Consider the following 20,462-nt stretch of genomic DNA (forward strand, 5'->3'; position numbering starts at 1 on the left):
TATAATTTTTGTCAACAGCAATTATCTTTTTAAAGAAAATTAAATATTTTTTATCTGTATTTATATAAATAAAAAATATTATTGATTAACAACAAATACACGTTTTTGTTGAATAAGCTTATGGCATACTTCCAGTAATTTACGCATACAAGCTACTGTCGCAACTTTCTTAGGTTTAAAATTATTAATAAGTCTGTCATATAAAGCTTTTAAATATTGAAAGCCATTTTTACCTGTTAGTACTGCCATATATAGTGCATCTCGTGGTATTTTCCTGCCACCTCTAATAAATCTACGACCTTGTTTACTACCACTATCCCGAGCATATGGAGCTATCCCAACCATCTCTGATAATTCGTTACTACTATAATGTTTCTTCCCCAACTCAGGTAAAAAGCTAATTAATTTACTAGCTAGACATTTGCCAATACTAGACACCGTTTCTAATATTTTTGTTTTCTCTTTTAGTTCTTCTGAGCCATCTATCAGCTCATTTAATTTTTCATCAAGCTCCGCTATTTCCTTTTGCAAAAATTTCATCAGTTTTTCTCTGCTCTCTTTGTCAATACCATCAATGCTATTATGCAACCTCTTTTTTTCATTACTAAGCATCAATACTAAATCTTCCCGTCTTTGCTGATATCTCTTTAAAGTTTCTGATTCAACTTGATATAGGTAATTTGCGGTAAGTTGCATTTTATCACCGTAATACGCTAGTTTAAAAGCATCTTGTTTGTCAGTTTTACAAAAATTTACTGACTTACTAAATGAATTAAAATTATAAGTATTTACCTTATGAATTCGTTGCCCATTACTATATAATTTTTGGCAAATTTCAGCCTCGTATCCTCCAGTGGCTTCACACACTATTAGCTCAATTCCTTGATTTTTCGTTAGTTTGATAAATTCCTCATGACCTAAATTATCATTTGCAAAACGCTGATATATTGGCTTATTGTTTGATACATATATACATGCATCAAGCCATTTTTTACTTACATCTAGACCTATTATTCTTCTCATAGTAGAATCTCCTTCATCTTATTGTGCAAGGCTACTGATTTCCAGTACCTTCTGCAATTTGTTCAAAGCAAACTACATAAGAGGGTACTTATTCTGTGCACGACTATTTCAGTCTAGAACCTATCAAGTCACCCTCTTATAACTACTTATAGCATATTTTAAAGATATAAGAACCTAGTTTCAGCAGCTTTTTCAGCTTGTTCGATTTTAAACTGCTCTACCGCTAGATTATCTAGTTAAGTTTTGGTTATATGATCATAGGTATTTAACTCTTCTTCCGTCCAAGAGGCTTGATCTATTGCTTGGAAAGCTCTTTTAATGATAATATCGTGACCAATTAAATGCTCCATTTCTACTAAAGTACTATATGATGGGTATGTTTAAAGAAATACATCCATTTTTCTTCAATATTCTCTAACTGATCAATGGTTTTATGGAATTTTTTTAGTTCAGCAAAGATGAAGTAAAAATCCTTAAGATCATGCTCATAACTTTTGGAATCTAATAATCTATGGGTTGATTTCCAATCTTTCTTGTCAGGAAACATGATAAAATCAGCAATAGCCAAAAATATCACCCCTTTAAGCTTAGCATATACTGCTAATTTTTTATGATTTTCATCTTCTTTAAGTATTTGCTGTGAATAGGCTTTAGCCGCATAAAATTGAGCTCTTTTCTCAAATCCCTTATGTTCGCCAACCTGCATTTCCACAATTACTTGCGTGCCATTTTGGTCTTTACACAAAACATCTACTATAGATTGCCGATATGCTGCAATAGCAGGGTCTTGTATGGTTTTAAGAAAACTAACCTCAATAATTTGATCTTGTCCCTGATATCCCAAAATATCATTAAGGAAGTGAATTAATATATCTTTATTTTTCTCTGTACCAAAGATTGGCTTAAAGCAAAAATCATTTTTTGGATCAAGAAAACGGGAAATAGCCATAATAAATAACTTAAATATATATGATACTCATTGGTAGTATAGCAAAAAAATTCTCAAGCACTAAGTAATATACGATAATTTTTTTAAGCTATCGATAAATAATGCTTGTATACTCGGTGAACTTCAAGAATTGGCGTCGTCATGTCTAAAGATATCCGCTGCTCCGTTACTCATGTACGCTACGCTGCTCGACTTTGCTACTGTCTAGCTCTTCTTGAAGTTATACTATCGTCTACCAACTCTTCATTTACGAGCAGTATACCAAGAAGCTACTTAAAAGACATATTTTACAACTTATACATTAGCTAGTCAATTAAAAATTATACCTAAAATTGAAATAATTATAACATTTTTTCAATTTTCAAAAAACTTGGTTAAGAAACTCATTAGGTTCTATGGAGGTTGTTATTTAATTTTGTAGATTTAGTTGACTTTTTATTATTGAATATACCATACTAAATCTCAATTGGTCCAGTAGTTAAACCATTAACAAACTGTTGCAAGTAAGGATTATCACTATTTTTTATTTCATCTTTTTTACCAAACCATAAAATCTTCCCTTTATAAATCATAGCAACCTCTTTAGCTATCATATAAGCACTATTCATATCATGAGTTATGGTGATGGTAATAGCCTTTAGCTCTTCTTGAACTTTAATTATTAATTCATTGATGACATTAGCCATTATAGGGTCAAGACCGGTAGTTGGTTCATCAAGGAAAAGAATCAACGGATCGCCACAAATAGCCCTAGCTAAAGATACTCGCTTTTGCATACCTCCGGAAAGCTCAGATGGATAAAGACCCAGTATTTTTTTAGACAAACCTACAGAATTAAGTTTAGATGCAGCTAACTCTTCTTTATTTTTTGGAGATAATTTATACAGTTTTTCAGTAAAGAATGTAATATTATCTTGAATAGTTAAAGAATCAAAAAGAGCTCCCCCCTGAAATAGAAACCCCATGGTTTCCATCATTTTAAATCTATCTTTACTTGAAATATTTACAGTTTCCACTTCATCAATAACTATACTACCCTCATCAGGCTGAATTAAACCAACTATAGTCTTTATTAACACTGATTTACCAGTTCCTGATCCCCCAAGAATTACTATTGAACTATTCCGTTTTATATCTAAGTCTATACCATCAAGTACCTTATAATCGCCGAAAGATTTATATAATGAACGTATTTTTATTTTTGATTCATCCATAATCTATTCTCGAGTCTTATACTTTAAAAAACAACTCTGTTATCAAGTAATTACTGATTAGAATAAGAACTGAAGAATTTACTACCGCGGAAGTTGTACTCATCCCAACTCCTTTTGCTCCTGTACCTGAATAATAACCACTATAACAACTTACTATTGAGATAATAAAACCAAACACTGCTGCTTTTACCAAACCAGAAATGACATCTATTGGTTCTAAAAACTTAAAGCTATTCGTTATATAATTAAAACTATTAAAATCAAGCTTATAAACACTTACCAAATAACCACCCATTACTCCTAATATATCACCTATTAATACTAAACATGGTAATGTAATAACTGTGGCTAGTACTCTTGGAAAAACTAAATATTTTATGGGATCAGTCGACAAAGTATAAAGTGCATCTATTTGTTCAGTCACCCTCATAGTAGCTATTTCAGCAGCAATTGATGCACCAACCCTACCAGCAACCATAAGACCAGCAAGAACTGGTCCAAGCTCTCTAGTTATTGAAAGGACTACCACCGTAGCTATTGAACTTTCAGCCGAGAAACGAGAAAAACCTGTATAACTTTGTAATGCCAGCACAGCACCGGAAAAAAAGGTAGTCATAGCTACAACTGGTAGGGAATAAAAACCTATAGACAATAACTGCTTTAACACTAAGTTGTAGTATAAAGGTTTTTTAAAAATACTAGTGACTCCCGCAATAGTAAATAGAGAAAAAGCCCCTATAGTCCTTGCAAAACCAATAGTATGTTTACCTAATAAATTAACGGTATCAAGAATCATTTTTATATACTCTCTTATATCTGCTGCCTAGTAGAGTGAGAATTTCATAACCAATGGTATTTATTATATTCGCTATTTTATCTAAAGTACAATAATTCCCTATAATTTCAGCTTGTTGTCCTAGAAAAATTTTGTTTGGTGGTAGTTCAGTAACATCAACAATCATTGAATCCATTGATACCCTGCCAACTACAGGAGCTGAATGGGAATCAATAACTACTACCCCACAATTACTAAAAGCCCGGGGATAGCCATCAGCATAACCAAGAGGCAAGGTAGCAATTAGCCTATTACTATTTGTTTTAAAGGTCATATTGTAACCAATGTAACTTTCCGGTGGTAATTCTTGCAATTGTATTATTGGAGCAGTCAGTCTTATCGGATTATGCATTGGATTTTTAAATGTATTACCCAAAGGATTAATACCATACAATGCAGCACCAGGGCGTATTAAGTCAAAATGATATTCTTTCCCTAGAAATATACTACTAGAGTTAGCTAGACTAGCTTTGACTTTTGGGAAATATTTTAAATAATGCTTAAACTTTTTTAATTGTTGTAAATTATAAGGATCATCAACTATTTCAGATGCAGATAAATGACTTATAATATACTGCAATTCAAGACCAACTAATAGATCAGGTTTGTCTATTATATGTTGCATTTCTGTGTCAATCATTCCTAAGCGATTCATACCAGTATCAACATGGATTGTACAAGGTAATACTTCTTTTTTAAGAGAGGCAAACTCTTGCCAAATTTCAACTTGTTTTAAACTATTAAGCACAGGAATTAAATTACTATTTCTAAATTCCTCAACGTCATTGCTAAATACACCATTAAACACAAAAATATTAGATTTTTGCCCCAATACTTTACGTAATGATATTCCTTCATCAACTGAGGTTACAAAAAAACTCTGACAATTCTCCATCTGTAAGGCTGGTGCGATAGCATCAGCACCAAGTCCATAGCTGTTAGCCTTTACCACGGAGGCAATCTCTGAAGTTTTACAAATTTTAGAAATAATACGATAATTAGCACGAATTTTTGCTAAATCTATTTCAAGTGTACATCTATCAGTATGCATAAAGTCTTAAATTCTCATGATTTTGTAGATTTTTGTAATGCTGCTATAATAATTGGAGCAACTGATATTACATGGAACTTAGATGGTAAATCAGTAGTTTCTATTGTATCAGTTATATATACGTTCATTATATCAGAATTCTGAATATTTTCTTTGGACATGCTAGAAAGCACTGGGTGAGTTATAAAAGCATTGACAGATAAAGCTCCTACTTCCATTAATAGCTTAGCTCCCTTGCACAGGGTTTCGCCACTATCAACAATATCATCAATTAATACACAATGCTTGCCGGAAACGTTACCTATTATTTCTGACATTTGGCATTTATCAGTAGACCTCTTGACCTCTCTACTTTTATTAATAACAGCTATATTCATGTTAAAAAGCCTATTAACATCACGTACACGTACAAAACCACCAACATCTGGAGATACAATAATAGAATTATTATAAGTTTCAATAATCGGAGCAAATAAACTTATTGGATCAAGATTTTGTATTGGAATTTTAAAAAAACCCTCTAATTGCTGTGAATGCAAATCGACAGTTATTACATGATTAACACCAGCAACTTCCAACATACTCGCTACAAGGCGGCTCGATACTGGAGTAAAACTACAATATCTACGATCTTGGCGACTGTAACCAAAATACGGTATAACCGCAGTTACTTGTGAAGCTCCTGCTCTTTTTACCGTATCAACTAATAATAAAAGTTCCATCAAGTGGTTATTGGCTGGTCTAGAAGTAGATTGTACTATAACAACATCACACTTATGAATATCTTCAAGGATTTGTACCCTTGTTTCAGTATCATCGAAAGCTGTAATATAAGTTTCCACATATTGACAATTTAGTTCCTCAGCTAAATATCTAGCTAATTTTTTATGACTAAGACCTGCAAGAATTTTCATGCTAATTATAATAATTGGTTTAAGTTTTTGTAGTATATAATAATTATAATTTTCACTAAGTGTTTTATGAAAAATATTTTTATTCAATAGCAGAAAAAATTATTAACTCTTCATTTACGAGTAGTATATCAATCTTCGTAGGTTTTATGACCCCTTTCCCAATTCATCTATTAACTTATCAAAACCACTATTACTGAGAATATTCATGAACTCTGACTGTTGAGAATTGATAAGACTAACACCTTCTGTAATAACATCTGAGACTTTTAAATTAGTTTTATCGCTTGTACCCTTTACTTGACGTACTAAGTAATTTACTTTAGCAGTTCCTATTAACATTTCTACCATAAACTCTCCTTCATCAAGAACACGTACTTGTTGGACTTTAGGTTCTTGACCTTGGTAATTCTTTACTAAATCAGCATAGGCCTTGCTTACATAATTACTGTAAATTTCTGTGAATTGTTTAATTTGTTCAGGAGTTAGAGTTCTTCTATAAACACCAAGGGTGAATTTAGCCATCCAATTCAGATCTAAGTTACCTAAAATTAGCTTTTTAGTTTTAGCTATTTTGGCATCTTGATCTAAACTCTCATCATTACATACATCTAGCCCATCTCTTATTAGCTGATTAACATAATTATCAACCACCATTTTGTCATCAGTAGCAGAATAGGCTGACAAAGATAGACAACTTAAAATTAAGCAAACAATAATTTTTTTCATAAGTAACTACTCTTAATTAGGTTTAGGGCATTTAAATTGATTAGGATAGACAATTACCGATTCACGATTTTGATGCGTAGCTGATCTTACAGCTATGTAAGGGTCAGTAGAACTACATCCTATATAGTCAGTAAACGGTAATAATCCTAACCTAGTATCTATAACTTGTACACTAGAAACTATGATTTCAAAATCTCTATGTACCGTGTACATTATAGGATTTAAGTAACTATTTGTAAATATAGCATCTGTACTATCTCTTGCATTAGTACTACCAAAAAATGGTATGACTAAATATGGTCCAGGACCAACTCCATAGTGGGCAAAAGTACTACCCAAAGTTTGTTTGGTAACTCTCAATCCAATTTTATCTGCTACATCAAATAACCCACCTATACCAAACGTAGCATTGATTAAAAATCTCCATAAGCTTTTCATAGTTTGGTCATAATTCATCTGTAGGCCATAATTGACGGCAGTCAAAGGTACACTAATATTATCTAGAAAACTGCTCACTCTAGCCCTAGTATAATTATTACTAATTCGTTTATAGCCTATACTAATAGGGCGTAAGAATAGATAGTCTAAAACAGAATTAAAGGCAAAAAATTTACGATTTAGTTTCTCATAAGGGTCATAGACTTGAGTACATCCCTTACCTTCATTATAAACATACCTAAAATCTTCATCATCTTGAGTATTTTGAGTACTCGCTATTGCAGTTATAGTAGAAAAATTAACTAACAACAGTAATATAAATTGCTTCATGGCAGTATTAATGGTTTTTCTTACAAATCACCATATAGTATTTATCATTTTTTTCTATAGCTAATTCTTCACTATTTAATATGGTAAACTTAGTTTGACCTAAAGCTTTCTTAATATCTGCTATAGTAAAAATAAATTCTTTTCTCTTTAATGAAAGGTTTGTGACGTTATCTATTGGTAAACAAAATGCAAAATATCCTAATACATTAACTATAGAATAAATAGAATTAAAGTAGTCTAATAGTTTTTTAGTAAACGCAAGAGAGTTAAAACTCAGTACTACATCATATTTATTAGAGTCGTGTTTAATAAAATCCGATATTGAAATTTCTAATAACTGTTCATAAATATTGCCATATACGGTAACAAGCTTATTCATAATTTCTGAATTTTCAACACCGGTAAAAGTAAAGCCATCAGGAAAACGCTTTGTCACTTCATAACCCACTAAGCCTATATTACTACCTAACTCCAAAATATGGTAATTATCAGGTAAGTCTGTTATGTTATTCATAGTTGTACTTACAAAACTGTAAGGTAGGTATAGTTTATTATTACTACGAAATTTATTGCCATAATATTCAGCGGTAAGATTTTTATATTGATGCCAAATTTGCGGTGGAATCTCTGACAAATTATTATAATTTTGTAGAAAAGATGCTAACTTTATTTGATCAGCTTCAAAAGCTCTTTGTAGATGATACAAAGCTTTTTCATAGTTATTTTTTAAGAAATATGTCCAACCAAGCCAATAATTAGCTTGATGGTCGTTAGGAGAAAGAATTGTATCAACCAATTTAAGCCTTAGTATAGCGTCATTTAAGTTATTTTTATACAAATGTTCTATACCAAGATTAAAATTAGTTTCTTTTAAGTGTGTTACCTTATATTTTACATCGACAAAATAATTGATAGATGTAAAGATTTTCTCCCTATACCAAGATGGGAAATTCTTACTATAATTATAGTATAATTTTATTTTGTCTTTTATTGAGCCGTAACTGTTACGAATAATTTTGCTGCCGAACATAAATTGCTATAAATTTGATTTTTTAAACATATATTCATCATATGATAACATATATATCAAATGACACTAATACTTAATAGTAATAAATTATATTGTACTAAATTCTGCTTTCAAGAATTGTTTTTTTTAACAATTATAGTATAATGCACCCGAATTTTGGATAAGAATTAACAAATTCTTATCCAAAATTCGGGTAATACGAAAATAATTATAAGGTTTTATAGAATCATGCCACTTATTGCTAAACGCTTAGATCTAATAAAACCATCTCCAACTTTAGCTTTAGTAAAAAAAACATTTGAACTAAAAAAGCTAGGTAGAGATATAATCTCTCTTGGGGCTGGTGAACCTGACTTTGACACACCCAATAATATCAAAGAGGCTGCAATTAAAGCACTGCGAGATGGTTTCACAAAATATACTAATGTTGATGGCATTTTGGAGCTAAAACAAGCAGTACAGACTAAATTCAAGTATGAAAATAATTTAGATTATGATCTAGATGAAATAATCGTATCAAGCGGTGGTAAACAAGTAATCTATAATTTATTTATGGCTTCCCTTAACCAAGGGGACGAAGTAATTATTCCCAGTCCTTACTGGGTCTCCTATCCAGATATGGTAATGTTAGCTGAAGGGATTCCAGTATTTGTTAATTGTGGCATTGACAACAATTTTAAACTTACTGTTGAAGCTCTAGAACAAGTAATTATCCAAAAAACTAAATGGTTAATTATTAATTCACCAAGTAATCCAACAGGGGCTGCATACTCTTACCAAGAGTTAGCAGATATTGCTGAGTTACTACGCAAATATCCCAATGTAAATGTTATGTCAGATGATATTTACGAGCATATTATTTTTGATGATTTTAAATTTTATACTTTTGCCCAAGTAGCACCGGATTTAAAAGATCGAATATTTACGATAAATGGTGTATCAAAAGCTTATTCTATGACAGGATGGCGTATAGGATATGGGGCTGGTCCTAAATCATTAATTAAGGCAATGACTATTATTCAGTCACAAAGTACTTCTAACCCCTGCTCTATAAGCCAAATGGCAGCTATTGAAGCTTTAACTGGCACTCAAGATTTTATTAAACCTAATGCAAAAAACTTTCAAAAAAAACGTGACCTAACCTTATCAATTCTAAGTGATATCAAAGGTGTTAGTTGTGATAAACCAGCAGGAGCATTTTATCTATTTCCTAAATGTAATGAATTATTTGGTTTGAAAACTCCCACTAGTAAAATTATCAAAAATAGTAACGATTTTGGAGAATATCTGCTTGAAGAATGTAACGTTGCGGTTATTCCTGGTATTGCATTTGGTCTAGAAGGTTATTTTAGAATTTCATATGCAACTTCGATAAAAAACTTGGAGCAAGCGTGCTCGCGTATAAAGAATGCTTGTAATCAATTAACGTGATAAAAAAAATCCTTAAAAAAAACAATTTTGTACTTAGTGTAGTTACTAAGTTATTGTATACTTATTTGAGAGTGGTTTATTTTACCTGTCGCTGGCAATTTGTTTTTTCAGATAATTACACTAAACAGCAATTTTTAGCAGAAAAAGGGGTGATTTTTGCCTTTTGGCATAACAGACTTGCTTTCGGTCCAGGAATATTTGCTGGTCATAAAGATATTTATGCACTTATTTCTCCTCATTCGGATGGTAAAATAATTGGTAATATTGTCAATAAGTTTGGCTTTGGGGTAATAAATGGTTCGACTAATAAAAATTCCGTAGCAGCTTTAAAAACAATTGTCAAAAAGTTACATAACGGTAGTAATATAGTGATCACACCAGATGGTCCACGTGGACCTATTTATAAGATCAATAGTAATATTAACAAAATTGCTCAAAAATATAATATAAAATTGATACTAGTTTCTTGTAGTGCTTCTAGATATTTTTTACTCAAAAGTTGGGATAAACTGATTATGCCTCTACCTTTTGGTAAAATAACAACTTTTATAGGCTTACCACTAGCTTTTGTAGGAAATGAAAACCAAGACAATATTAATTTAGCACAAGCATTAACAGGGTTGAAGTAAATCTATCTATGATCTATTTATACCATATCTTAAGTCTTCTACTTCTTCCAGTGTATTTTTTTTTATTAGTATTAAGAGTTATTGTTGGTAAAGAAGAGATAAAAAATATTGGTGAACGTTTTGCTATTGGGCATACACATACTAAACGAAATGAAACTTTAGTTTGGATACATGCAGCCAGTGTAGGGGAATCTATTATAGCGCTTACCTTAGTTGAAAATATTAATAATCTTTGGTTAAAAAGAACTATGCCAAAAACCTCCTTAAAGTTTTTGGTTACTTCGGGAACTAGAACTTCTGGAAAAATATTACAACAAAAACTACCGCAAAATGCCATTCATCAATTCATTCCTATAGACAATATTATTTTTGTTAAAAAGTTTTTTAGAACTTGGCAACCAAACCTAGGAATTTTTGTTGAATCAGAGTTATGGCCATGTCTCATTAGTGAAGGGGCAAAACATTGTGAACTATTATTATTGAATGCACGTATTTCTGATAAATCATTTGAATCGTGGAAAAAAATAAGTTCATTTTTTAGGTCAATTACCTGTAATTTTAGTAAAATTATTGTTCAAAGTAACACCGATTTTCAGAAATTCATGCAACTTGGCATGAATAATATAGAAAATTTAGGCAACATCAAATTTGCCAACAAAAAATTATCCGTGAATGAACACGAGTTAGCAATTTTAGCACAACATGTGAGTACTAAAAGAATCATCGTATTTGCCAGCACCCATCTGGAAGATGAATCAGTATTACTTAATGTTATAAAACCAATAAAACAACGATATCCAAATTGCTATTTTATTCTAATTCCACGCCATCCTGAACGTAAAAATGATATAGGAAAAGCATGTACTCAATTAAATTTAACCTATAGCATTAAGTCTGAACAAAACATACCTATTCTGACTGATGATCTTTACATCGTTGATAAATTTGGAGAACTAGGATTATTTTTTAGCATAGCGTATATCTCATTTGTTGGCGGTTCATTTAAACAAGGTGGACATAACGTACTTGAGCCAGCATATTTTGCCAATTATATTATATTTGGACCAGATATGAGTAATTCTGCTAATATTGCTAATGAAATGCTTACTAATAAAGCTGCTACTCAAATTCGAGATGAAAACGATTTGCTGAATAAAATTGAGTATCTTCTATCTGAGACTGGTACTCAGGAAGCTAAAGTTTATCAGGCTAATGCTTTGGAATTTGTCAATAAAAACCAACAAATTTTAGGTAATTATTTAAATATTATAGAAAAACACTTAGTGGGAAATTAGTGTTATGTTATACTCAGAACATGTGGTATTAGTTGATGAACAAGATAATATCCTTGGAATAGAGGATAAGTTAAAAGCTCATAATTCTAATACTCCATTGCATAGGGGATTTTCTGTATTTCTTTTCAATAGTCAAAAAGAAATTGTTATACAAAAAAGAAGTTTACTCAAAAAAACTTGGGGTGGATTTTGGTCAAATAGTTTTTGTGGACATCCACAAATTAACGAAACTTATGAACAAGCAATTTATAGGCATGCAAAATTTGAATTAGGTTTAGTAAATCTGCAGAAAGTATATTTTGTTGCTAATTATCGTTATAAATTTGCTATAAATAATATTGTAGAAAATGAAATATGCCCCATATATTTAGCTTTATCAGATGATATTATTAAAATAAATGAACAAGAAGTAGCCGAAGTAAAATTATTTAAATGGCAAGGTTTTAAGTTATACATAGAGGAATACTCCGAAAATTTTTCCCCTTGGTGTAAGGAAGAGCTTAAAATATTAGAAAATAACGAAATATTCAAAAAATTTATGGATTCATCTTTATAACTATAGTATAAAACTGGACTATGGCTAACCCGACTAATATTTAGCCAAATTCACAAACGTCATTGCGAGTAGCTACTTTAGTAGCGACGAAGCAATCCATAAAAGTGATTAGCAATGGATTGCTTTGTCGGCTTCTGCCTCCTTGCAGTGACACCAGTTTACTATGGCTAAATGCTAAGCGGGTTAGCTATAATGAGTATACTCACCGCAAAAGAATATATAGGGTATTTAGGGGTCATAGCTCAGTTGGTAGAGCGTTTGAATGGCATTCAAGAGGTCGAGGGTTCGATTCCCTCTGGCTCCACCACCTTACAATCAACTTTTTCGTACTTCGCTTAATTTTCCCTTCATACTCCGTATGCTCACTATATGCTCATCGCGTTTTTAAAAATAGTACTATATTTGTCTTAAATACCTCTTCTAAACTGATGTTTAAGTTGAGGCCTTATGCTCACTATATGCTCATCGCATTTTACTAATGATTGTGCAACGCATAATTTTGATGATCAAAATCAAATTATTTTCTATAATTTTGTTGGCAATTTTATTCCACCTGAATGGAATAATCTCTCATCTCATAATGGAAAAATATTAAGTAAGACTGCAAGGCAGTTACTCTCTCTAATAGTCTTTCGCTTGCAAATCTATCATAATAATAGCATTGACGAACTTAAGGAAACCTATCATTTCTTTCAAGAACATTTAGGTGTCTGTCAAGAACGTGTAAGACAATGCCTACTTGAGTTACAAAAAAGTGGTTTTATTCAAGTACACAACGCAACAATCGTAAAATATGGTATTAAATGCCGCAATACTCATTGTATTAAGCTAGCTAGAAATTTCCAACCTGCTTCTAATACCAATTGCAATAATTAACACGGTGTATTTATCCAATCTCTATACATAATTGATTTTACTAAATCTACATTATGAGCAAGTTGATTCCAAGCGTAACAAGCCATAGTAACGATATATTCATATACACCATAACATGGCACCGTCAAGTTAAGAGAAATGTAAATTAAGTATTGAGCAAATGTAGGGAATAATTTATAGATTATCAGTGACAATTGTTACCTAAATTTCAGTGCTATGTGTATTATTCAATCCCCAAAGAGATATCGTTTTCCAGTAAGCATTATTAGCCATGCAGTATGGTTATATCATCGATTCAATAATAGTTATACTAATTGCAATAATTAACACGGTGTTAAAAAATGGGTTTTTAACTGATAAATAGGTACTAAAATAGCTAGGTTAATATTACCGCAAGGTTTTGAAGGTCATGATTTTATAAAAATGATGAAACATGAGCCGCATGGTCGAAATCGTATACGTTTATTGGCGATGTATCACCTTCAATTAGGCAAATCTTTTAAAGCCATATCTGAAATAGTGAAGTCACACTGGAAAACCGTGCAATCATGGCTCAGAAGATTTAGGAATCATGGTTTTGAAGGATTATTTGAATCACAAAGAAGCGGTGCCCCTAGGAAGATTAACACTATACAAGAATCTGCTCTTTTTGATAAAATCAATACGCTCAGTAAAAGTAAAACTGGTGGGTATATAACTGGAAAAGAGCTACATATCATGTTACTTGAGGAATATGGTGCTAAATGTGCTTTAAAAACAGTCTACAATACTATGCACCGCCTTGGTTTTAGCTGAATTACTTCTCGTTCAATGCATCCAAAGTCAAATCAAGAGACTCAAAATAGATATAAAAAAACTTTCCAGACATGTTAACAAAATTATTAGCAAAAAATATCGATAGATGTAAAGTTGATATATGGTCTCAGGATGAAACTAGAGTTGGGCAACAAGGTAGCTTAACTCGTATATATGGGCTAAGCGTGGCACTAGACCCCGTAAAGTTCGGCAACAGCAATTTATTTCAACATATATTTACGGAGCTGCTTGCCATGAGACAGGAGAAGCTTGTGCATTAATTTTACCATATGCAAACACACAGGCAATGAATAAATTCTTAGAAGAGCTTTCTCGCAGTATTCAAGGCAACCGACATATAGCTTTACTAACGGATAATGCAGGTTGGCACACAGCCAAAAAACTAACTGTGCCAAGCAATATCACTTTGATACTGCTTCCGCCCTATGCACCGGAACTTAATGCAATGGAACAAGTTTGGGAATGGATTAAAAATCATTTCTTGTCTAACCAATGTTATGGTGTATATGAAGATATCGTTACTATGGCTTGTTACGCTTGGAATCAACTTGCTCATAATGTAGATTTAGTCAAATCAATTATGTATAGAGATTGGATAAATACACCGTGTTCATTATTGCAATTGGTATAAAACAGCAATTGAGCAAAGAATTGCATTTGCATCAGCTAAATCCATTTTGGACGAAGCCACTCAAAGACTTCTTGCTGCCTGAAATCTAAAAATATAGCTCTTTTTGATACTATTTTACTTAACTTGACGGTGCCCTTAGTTATATTACACCGCAGTGGTACTCATGTTGATTTATTCGAGTAATTTAAAACAACTCTTAACTATAAGGAAGGTTATTTTATGGTAGAAATTTTTGGATTCTTTACTATACTAACAACAATTTAACTTAACAGGTAGAGTATTATTATGGCTTTACATTTCAAAGCACTAGAGAATATAGTTCTTAAACCAGTTATTACAGTATTTGGTGTTGGGGGAGCTGGTGGTAATGCGGTAAATAATATGGTACTTGCAAAATTACAAGGAGCAAATTTTGTTGTTGCTAATACTGATGCACAATCACTAGAACATTCTTTATGTGATAATAAAATACAGTTAGGAGTTGCTATTACTAAGGGTCTTGGAGCTGGTGCATCTCCAGAGATTGGTGCTTTAGCCGCTGAAGAATCAGCTAACGAGATTAAGGGATACTTAGAGGGTAGCAATATGGTGTTTATCACTGCCGGGATGGGTGGAGGCACTGGTACAGGTGCTTCTCCGGTTGTTGCAAAGATAGCCAAGGAACTAGGAATTCTTACTGTCGGAGTGGTAACTAAGCCTTTTCATTTTGAAGGAAAGCATAGAATTAGAACTGCCGAGCAAGGTTTACTAGATTTACAGAAATTTGTTGATACTTTGATAGTAATACCGAATCAAAATTTATTTCGTATAGCAAATGAGAGTACTACATTTGCAGATGCCTTTAAAATGGCAGATGATGTATTACATGCTGGAGTTAGAGGGGTTACTGATTTGATGATCATGCCAGGGCTTATCAATCTAGATTTTGCCGACATTAGAACGGTGATGAGCGAAATGGGTAAAGCTATGATGGGTACAGGGGAATCCTCTGGCGAGGATAGGGCAGTTAAAGCTGCTGAAGCAGCTATCTCTAACCCATTATTAGATCATAACTCAATGCGTGGTGCTAGGGGGGTTTTAATTAACATTACTGGTGGTACGGATATGACATTATTTGAAGTTGATAGTGCTGCTAATAGAATTAGAGAAGAAGTAGGTGATAGCGATGCTAATATTATTTTCGGCTCTACGTTTAATCCAGAATTAAATGGTGTTATTAGAGTATCGGTAGTTGCTACTGGTATTGATGCTGATCACTCAATAAGTAGCAAATCCCAACCTATTGAATTAATAGCAAGTACTACTACGAGTTCTGAACAGATGGATAGTCAGTCCAATTCGATAGAAACAACAATATTAGAAGAAATTCCAGATTTTGCTCAATATACTGGTGAAAAGCCTAGTTTAGTGGATTCTGAAACACAACATTTAAATTTAAGTGTTCAAGCAACATCAATTGATATGCTAAATCAGCACACTATAAGCAGTAATGATACAAAATCATCTTTACTAAGTAGAATGTGGAATTCACTCAGATCTAATACTACTCAAACTCAGGAGCAAATAAAAAAGCCTACACCCCCTATTCTTCAGAAGGATAATGTAGAAGTTGATATCCATGATATTCCAACCTTTCTAAGGAAACCAAAATAATTTGTTAACATAATTTATTTTTTTATGAGAGATTTTGTTAGGGTAGGCTTTTAAATTACCCTACAATTTTCAACAAATATATTTTACTAAAAATATTTATTGTCTATTATCATCAGATTATCCTATAAGTATAGTGTGCAAAATGACAAAACTAGATTTTAGACATATTTCATCTGTAATAGATGATTATGATGTTTTTTTATTTGATCTTTGGGGAGTGGTAGTAGAAGGTAACCAAATTTATCCCGGAGTAGTTGACAATATTAACAAGATACTTAAACAACAAAAGAAAGTTTTTTTTGTTACTAATGCCCCACGCAACACATTTTCCTTATTTACTAAAATTAACAGCTGGGGCATTAACGCAACGAAAGAAATGATTATTAGTTCTGGTGAAGTAGCAATTGATATGATACTAGAAAGTGATAAAAGATTTGGTATAAAAAATCCTATAGTTTATCATCTTGGTCAAGAAAATAACGATCTTATGGACGGATTACAGACGCCTACCACCACAAACATAAATGAAGCTAATATTTTGCTGTTAACGCTTTATCGTGATGAAGGAAAAATTGGATATTTAAATGAGTTTGACGATTTATTAAAAACTGCAGTTAAAAGAAACATGGTTAGCATATGTGCGAACCCAGACCTTGGAATTAGACAACAAGGAATACAGAGATATTGTGCTGGATACTTTGCTGCAAAAATAAAACAATTTGGTGGTGAAGTAATTTTTACCGGCAAACCCTATATAGAAATATATCATAAAGTATTAACCCAATTACCAAATATTGCATTGGAACGTATTATTATGATAGGCGATACTTTCTATACTGATATTTTAGGAGCGAATAAAGTAGGAATTAATTCAGCTTTAGTATTAACAGGTAATGCTACAAAGTTTCATAACCAGTATCATACTATTGAAGAAAAAATGTACCATTTGGAAATTGCAGCAACTGAGCAGGGAGTAATGCCAAATTTTGTTATTCAATTGACTGCAGATTGACTCAGATAGTTGCCTCTTGCAAATACTTGCGGAGGCACCGTCAAGTTAAGTAAAATAGTATCAAAAAGAGCTATATTTTTAGATTTCAGGCAGCAAGAAGTCTTTGAGTGGCTTCGTCCCAAATGGATTTAGCTGATGCAAATGCAATTCTTTGCTCAATTGCTGTTTTACTATATCTTCCAACATTTACGGCAAATATATTTCTGACTTTTCCCATCAGTGATAATTTACAGTGGGCTGAATTAGGATGCTTAAATTTAATTAATATCTTCTCGTTGCGCCTAGTTGGTTGATGAGCATTCTCAACACGATTATTTAGTCTTTTATGAGTGCGATGCTCAGTTTTAGGGCACATAAGCTTAATCGGCTTAATGTAACTTCTGAGCTTATCAGTAACAATTACTCTTGGAGCTGGATAATGACCCAATAATTTTGATAAAAAACGAATAGCTGATTTTTTGTTACGACGCTTCTGCAGTAATACTTCTAATTCATGCCCCTCAGAGTCAACAGCTCTCCATAATATCAATACCTCGCCTTTAATCTTAATATTCATCTCATCTAAATGCCATTTATCAGTTGGTTTCCTCTCGCGCTTTCTGATAACATCTTGAAAATAAACCGCAAATTTATTGCACCAAAATCTTACTGTCTCATGACTTAAAATAATACCTCGATAGGCCATCTGTTCTTGTACATCTCTGTAACTATTATTGAATCGATGATATAACCATACTGCATGGCTAATAATGCTTACTGGAAAACGATGTCTCTTTGGGGATTGAATAATACACATAGCACTGAAATTTAGGTAACAATTGTTACTGATAATCTATAAATTATTCCCTACATTTGCTCAATACTTAATTTACATTTCTCTTAACTTGACGGTGCCCCTAGCTCTTCCTGAAGTTATATACTCTTCTGCTTTGAAGAATTGTTTTTTGAAAATATCATGGATTCGCATGCGTAACTATACTGTATGTACGCCTAGCATGCTCACCATTCATTTTCAAATCCAATTCTTCAAATCATTTGAGTATACTATCGTCTATCAACTCTTGAAATCATAGCAGTATATCAACTCGGGAAAATGAATTTTCAATTTACGCAGCGAGCTTATCTCTCAATACTTCAATTAATTTATTAATTGCTTCGTTAGGATTTATATTCTCAAGAATTGCAAGCTCCCCAGCTAGCCTATTTAAGGCTGATTCATAAATAGTCCTTTCACTATAAGATCGGTCACTATCAACATTCTTATAGAGATCTCGTACCACTTCTGCTACAGATACTACATTACCAGAATTTATTTTACCCTCATATTCTTGTGCTCTTCTACTCCACATCCTATTACCTTGCTTAGCTTTACCCTGAAGCGTTGAATATATTACAGCTAAATCAGTTTTACTAACAAGTTTTCTAAGACCCGAAATAGCAGCTCTGTTTACCGGTACTTTCAAAGTCATTTTGTCTTGAGGGAATGATATTACATAAACCTTAATATCAGTACCAGCTATGACTTGGTGTTCTACATTTACTATCTCTCCAACTCCATGAGATGGATATACAATTCTTTCTCCTACTTTAAATTCAGACGATGTTGACATGCTTACTCCTTTCCATTATAAAAACTTAGACCATGGTCAATTGATTTGAATTTGTGTCAGTGAGTTGCAAATAATTAAATCATAACTATAGATATTTTGCAAATCACAACACTAAAGATAACACTCCCTAAATATACTTGAATGTGACTCCAAATGAGATTTGAAAATGAGGAGAGAACACACTAGACGTACATACGGTACGGGAGTCCTTGATATTTTCAAATAACAATTCTTCGAAACAGAATTAGTATACAACACAGACTAATTTTACTCTGTGGTAGTATAGCATATTTTAGAAGGATAACAAAGTATAAGTTATAAAAAAATATTACCCTACCTAAAACAAAAGAAAAATAAGTTGCCTTTTGCTCTAATATTGGTTAGTATCTCAGCTCTTTAGGCTAGGTAGCAAAGTGGTAATGCCGTGGACTGCAAATCCTCAATGCGCCGGTTCGATTCCGGCCCTGGCCTCCATTAAAACAAACTGTACGTAATATGGTAGAGTTTATCGAACAATTCCTAGAAATGATTATAGCGGAGCGTGGTGTAGCTAATAATTCCGTACTTGGCTACAAAGGTGATCTGTTAGATTTCCAGAAATTTTTATCACAGAATAAATTGTTAGAGCTGAATATTAAAGCTGAAAATATTAGAGACTGGATAGAATATTTGGCTGGAAATGGCTTGCAGGCAAGATCAATCAACCGGAAGATATCCACTATAAAAAACTATTATGAATTTTTAATTAGCGAAAAGCATACCAATTATAATCCTGTTTTGATGGTAGATTTACCAAGATATCAAGCTAAACTTCCTTCTACATTATCAATTGATAAAATCAAAGATTTACTTTTCTATTGCAATCAAGACAAAAACCCTGATTCCATACGCCTAAAAGCAATGATTCATTTATTATATGCAAGTGGGTTACGTGTTTCTGAGCTTGTCAGTATAAGGTTAACTGATATTTTAGTAAATCAAATGTCCCAAAATATTAGAAAAATATTTTCAATAATCGGTAAAGGTAATAAAGAAAGAATGGTGATAATCAATGAACAGGCTAGCATGAGTTTGTCCGATTATTTAACTATTCGTAGTAAATTTATAAGCAAAAAACACCCTAAAAGTCAAATTTATTTATTTTGCTCTTCTTCAACTAATAGTCATATGACTAGGCAGAATTTCGCAATTCTGTTAAAACAAGCATCTATTAAGGCTGGGCTAGACCCAAGTAATATCTCCCCACATACTTTACGTCACAGTTTTGCAAGCCATTTGTTAGAAGGCGGTGCAGATCTTAGGGTAATTCAAGAACTACTTGGACATGCTGATATTAGTACTACCCAAATTTATACACATATACAAACAAAGCATCTAAAACAGGCTTTAGATCATCATCCGCTTAAATTATCTACACTCAAATGATGTAAAGGGCACCGTCAA

21 protein-coding genes, 2 tRNA genes and 2 pseudogenes are annotated in these 20,462 nt (G+C 32.4%); 13 read left to right on the plus strand and 12 right to left on the minus strand.

From position 1 onward, the window contains the following. Positions 1 to 78: 78 nt before the first annotated feature. The 9 genes from ACFE3K_RS02755 to ACFE3K_RS02795 all read right to left on the minus strand — a co-directional run bounded on the left by ACFE3K_RS02755 (position 79) and on the right by ACFE3K_RS02795 (position 8,510). Positions 79 to 1,023 (minus strand): IS110 family transposase, encoded by a 945-nt coding sequence (locus tag ACFE3K_RS02755; protein ID WP_375359267.1) that lies wholly within the window; start codon positions 1,021 to 1,023, stop codon positions 79 to 81. Positions 1,024 to 1,378: 355 nt separating this feature from the next. Then, on the minus strand, positions 1,379 to 1,972 hold the full coding sequence (locus ACFE3K_RS02760) for an Rpn family recombination-promoting nuclease/putative transposase (protein ID WP_375359268.1): 594 nt from the start codon (positions 1,970 to 1,972) through the stop codon (positions 1,379 to 1,381). A 455-nt stretch (positions 1,973 to 2,427) separates the two neighbouring features. Further along, entirely contained in the window at positions 2,428 to 3,186 is a 759-nt protein-coding gene (locus ACFE3K_RS02765) for an ABC transporter ATP-binding protein (RefSeq protein WP_375359269.1), read from the minus strand. 16 nt (positions 3,187 to 3,202) lie between these two features. Continuing rightward, positions 3,203 to 3,982: an MlaE family ABC transporter permease gene (locus tag ACFE3K_RS02770; RefSeq protein ID WP_375359270.1), complete on the minus strand. Its 780-nt coding sequence runs from the start codon at positions 3,980 to 3,982 to the stop codon at positions 3,203 to 3,205. Continuing rightward, on the minus strand, positions 3,972 to 5,072 hold the full coding sequence (locus ACFE3K_RS02775; protein ID WP_375359271.1) for an alanine racemase: 1,101 nt from the start codon (positions 5,070 to 5,072) through the stop codon (positions 3,972 to 3,974). The genes ACFE3K_RS02770 and ACFE3K_RS02775 overlap by 11 nt, the downstream gene beginning before the upstream one ends. Positions 5,073 to 5,086: 14 nt before the next feature. Further along, a complete protein-coding gene (locus ACFE3K_RS02780) occupies positions 5,087 to 6,073 on the minus strand; it encodes a ribose-phosphate diphosphokinase (protein WP_375359272.1) in 987 nt (328 codons plus the stop codon). Positions 6,074 to 6,130: 57 nt separating this feature from the next. Next, entirely contained in the window at positions 6,131 to 6,712 is a 582-nt protein-coding gene (locus ACFE3K_RS02785) for a phospholipid-binding protein MlaC (protein WP_375359273.1), read from the minus strand. Positions 6,713 to 6,724: 12 nt separating this feature from the next. After that, a complete protein-coding gene (locus ACFE3K_RS02790; RefSeq protein ID WP_375359274.1) occupies positions 6,725 to 7,480 on the minus strand; it encodes a VacJ family lipoprotein in 756 nt (251 codons plus the stop codon). A 7-nt stretch (positions 7,481 to 7,487) separates the two neighbouring features. Beyond that, positions 7,488 to 8,510 carry an SAM-dependent methyltransferase gene (locus ACFE3K_RS02795; protein ID WP_375359275.1) on the minus strand — a complete coding sequence of 341 codons (1,023 nt, stop codon included), beginning with the start codon at positions 8,508 to 8,510 and terminating at the stop codon, positions 7,488 to 7,490. A 228-nt stretch (positions 8,511 to 8,738) separates the two neighbouring features. On the opposite strand from ACFE3K_RS02795, the gene ACFE3K_RS02800 reads away from it, so the two are divergent. The 6 genes and pseudogenes from ACFE3K_RS02800 to ACFE3K_RS02825 form a co-directional block, all read left to right on the plus strand. Beyond that, positions 8,739 to 9,941, plus strand: coding sequence for a pyridoxal phosphate-dependent aminotransferase (locus tag ACFE3K_RS02800; protein ID WP_375359276.1), 1,203 nt, complete (start codon positions 8,739 to 8,741; stop codon positions 9,939 to 9,941). Continuing rightward, positions 9,938 to 10,570 (plus strand): lysophospholipid acyltransferase family protein, encoded by a 633-nt coding sequence (locus ACFE3K_RS02805; protein WP_375359277.1) that lies wholly within the window; start codon positions 9,938 to 9,940, stop codon positions 10,568 to 10,570. The genes ACFE3K_RS02800 and ACFE3K_RS02805 overlap by 4 nt, the downstream gene beginning before the upstream one ends. A gap of 8 nt (positions 10,571 to 10,578) precedes the next feature. Then, positions 10,579 to 11,865: a lipid IV(A) 3-deoxy-D-manno-octulosonic acid transferase gene (gene waaA, locus ACFE3K_RS02810; protein WP_375359278.1), complete on the plus strand. Its 1,287-nt coding sequence runs from the start codon at positions 10,579 to 10,581 to the stop codon at positions 11,863 to 11,865. A 4-nt stretch (positions 11,866 to 11,869) separates the two neighbouring features. Next, the gene (gene idi / locus ACFE3K_RS02815; RefSeq protein ID WP_375359279.1) at positions 11,870 to 12,421 is read left to right on the plus strand and encodes an isopentenyl-diphosphate Delta-isomerase; all 552 of its coding nucleotides are present in this window, start codon (positions 11,870 to 11,872) and stop codon (positions 12,419 to 12,421) included. A gap of 231 nt (positions 12,422 to 12,652) precedes the next feature. After that, a tRNA-Ala gene (locus tag ACFE3K_RS02820) sits at positions 12,653 to 12,728 on the plus strand. A 140-nt stretch (positions 12,729 to 12,868) separates the two neighbouring features. Beyond that, positions 12,869 to 13,291: pseudogene (locus ACFE3K_RS02825) on the plus strand (hypothetical protein); the annotation flags it as partial. A gap of 2 nt (positions 13,292 to 13,293) precedes the next feature. Here ACFE3K_RS02825 and ACFE3K_RS02830 read toward each other — a convergent pair. Beyond that, a complete protein-coding gene (locus tag ACFE3K_RS02830; protein WP_375359280.1) occupies positions 13,294 to 13,491 on the minus strand; it encodes a hypothetical protein in 198 nt (65 codons plus the stop codon). A 229-nt stretch (positions 13,492 to 13,720) separates the two neighbouring features. Here ACFE3K_RS02830 and ACFE3K_RS02835 point away from each other — a divergent pair, with 229 nt between their 5' ends. From ACFE3K_RS02835 to ACFE3K_RS02855, 5 genes and pseudogenes are all read left to right on the plus strand, one after another. Beyond that, on the plus strand, positions 13,721 to 14,092 hold the full coding sequence (locus tag ACFE3K_RS02835; protein WP_375359281.1) for a helix-turn-helix domain-containing protein: 372 nt from the start codon (positions 13,721 to 13,723) through the stop codon (positions 14,090 to 14,092). A gap of 71 nt (positions 14,093 to 14,163) precedes the next feature. Beyond that, positions 14,164 to 14,373 (plus strand): hypothetical protein, encoded by a 210-nt coding sequence (locus ACFE3K_RS02840; RefSeq protein ID WP_375359238.1) that lies wholly within the window; start codon positions 14,164 to 14,166, stop codon positions 14,371 to 14,373. Further along, positions 14,316 to 14,744, plus strand: a complete 429-nt coding sequence (locus ACFE3K_RS02845; protein WP_375359463.1) for a transposase — start codon at positions 14,316 to 14,318, stop codon at positions 14,742 to 14,744. Before ACFE3K_RS02840 ends, ACFE3K_RS02845 begins: the two co-directional genes overlap by 58 nt. Before the next feature lie 285 nt (positions 14,745 to 15,029). Continuing rightward, positions 15,030 to 16,002, plus strand: a pseudogene (ftsZ, locus tag ACFE3K_RS02850) (cell division protein FtsZ); the annotation flags it as partial. 537 nt (positions 16,003 to 16,539) lie between these two features. Then, positions 16,540 to 17,409, plus strand: a complete 870-nt coding sequence (locus tag ACFE3K_RS02855) for a TIGR01459 family HAD-type hydrolase (protein ID WP_375359282.1) — start codon at positions 16,540 to 16,542, stop codon at positions 17,407 to 17,409. An 85-nt stretch (positions 17,410 to 17,494) separates the two neighbouring features. Here the strand turns inward: ACFE3K_RS02855 and ACFE3K_RS02860 are convergent, their stop codons facing one another. Both ACFE3K_RS02860 and ACFE3K_RS02865 read right to left on the minus strand, forming a co-directional pair. Then, positions 17,495 to 18,205 carry an IS6 family transposase gene (locus tag ACFE3K_RS02860; protein ID WP_375358489.1) on the minus strand — a complete coding sequence of 237 codons (711 nt, stop codon included), beginning with the start codon at positions 18,203 to 18,205 and terminating at the stop codon, positions 17,495 to 17,497. Positions 18,206 to 18,515: 310 nt separating this feature from the next. Continuing rightward, a complete protein-coding gene (locus ACFE3K_RS02865) occupies positions 18,516 to 19,019 on the minus strand; it encodes a CarD family transcriptional regulator (RefSeq protein WP_375359283.1) in 504 nt (167 codons plus the stop codon). A gap of 399 nt (positions 19,020 to 19,418) precedes the next feature. Between ACFE3K_RS02865 and ACFE3K_RS02870 the strand changes: the two genes are divergently transcribed. Together ACFE3K_RS02870 and ACFE3K_RS02875 are read left to right on the plus strand one after the other, a co-directional pair. After that, a tRNA-Cys gene (locus ACFE3K_RS02870) sits at positions 19,419 to 19,493 on the plus strand. 21 nt (positions 19,494 to 19,514) lie between these two features. Further along, complete coding sequence (locus ACFE3K_RS02875; protein ID WP_375359284.1) at positions 19,515 to 20,444, plus strand: site-specific tyrosine recombinase XerD; 930 nt, start codon at positions 19,515 to 19,517, stop codon at positions 20,442 to 20,444. The last annotated feature ends 18 nt before the right edge of the window (positions 20,445 to 20,462 follow it).

The organism is Candidatus Tisiphia endosymbiont of Neophilaenus lineatus, assembly GCF_964264975.1.
In the GTDB taxonomy this organism is placed as follows: domain Bacteria; phylum Pseudomonadota; class Alphaproteobacteria; order Rickettsiales; family Rickettsiaceae; genus Tisiphia.

Bases quoted from the DNA above. Each gene is read 5' to 3' on its own strand.
- ACFE3K_RS02755 (WP_375359267.1), bottom strand. From the start codon at position 1,023: ATGAGAAGAATAATAGGTCTAGATGTAAGTAAAAAATGGCTTGATGCA.
- ACFE3K_RS02760 (WP_375359268.1), bottom strand. From the start codon at position 1,972: ATGGCTATTTCCCGTTTTCTTGATCCAAAAAATGATTTTTGCTTTAAG.
- ACFE3K_RS02765 (WP_375359269.1), bottom strand. From the start codon at position 3,186: ATGGATGAATCAAAAATAAAAATACGTTCATTATATAAATCTTTCGGC.
- ACFE3K_RS02770 (WP_375359270.1), bottom strand. From the start codon at position 3,982: ATGATTCTTGATACCGTTAATTTATTAGGTAAACATACTATTGGTTTT.
- ACFE3K_RS02775 (WP_375359271.1), bottom strand. From the start codon at position 5,072: ATGCATACTGATAGATGTACACTTGAAATAGATTTAGCAAAAATTCGT.
- ACFE3K_RS02785 (WP_375359273.1), bottom strand. From the start codon at position 6,712: ATGAAAAAAATTATTGTTTGCTTAATTTTAAGTTGTCTATCTTTGTCA.
- ACFE3K_RS02790 (WP_375359274.1), bottom strand. From the start codon at position 7,480: ATGAAGCAATTTATATTACTGTTGTTAGTTAATTTTTCTACTATAACT.
- ACFE3K_RS02795 (WP_375359275.1), bottom strand. From the start codon at position 8,510: ATGTTCGGCAGCAAAATTATTCGTAACAGTTACGGCTCAATAAAAGAC.
- ACFE3K_RS02800 (WP_375359276.1), top strand. From the start codon at position 8,739: ATGCCACTTATTGCTAAACGCTTAGATCTAATAAAACCATCTCCAACT.
- waaA (WP_375359278.1), top strand. From the start codon at position 10,579: ATGATCTATTTATACCATATCTTAAGTCTTCTACTTCTTCCAGTGTAT.
- idi (WP_375359279.1), top strand. From the start codon at position 11,870: ATGTTATACTCAGAACATGTGGTATTAGTTGATGAACAAGATAATATC.
- ACFE3K_RS02835 (WP_375359281.1), top strand. From the start codon at position 13,721: ATGATGAAACATGAGCCGCATGGTCGAAATCGTATACGTTTATTGGCG.
- ACFE3K_RS02840 (WP_375359238.1), top strand. From the start codon at position 14,164: ATGTTAACAAAATTATTAGCAAAAAATATCGATAGATGTAAAGTTGAT.
- ACFE3K_RS02855 (WP_375359282.1), top strand. From the start codon at position 16,540: ATGACAAAACTAGATTTTAGACATATTTCATCTGTAATAGATGATTAT.
- ACFE3K_RS02860 (WP_375358489.1), bottom strand. From the start codon at position 18,205: ATGTGTATTATTCAATCCCCAAAGAGACATCGTTTTCCAGTAAGCATT.
- ACFE3K_RS02865 (WP_375359283.1), bottom strand. From the start codon at position 19,019: ATGTCAACATCGTCTGAATTTAAAGTAGGAGAAAGAATTGTATATCCA.
- ACFE3K_RS02875 (WP_375359284.1), top strand. From the start codon at position 19,515: ATGGTAGAGTTTATCGAACAATTCCTAGAAATGATTATAGCGGAGCGT.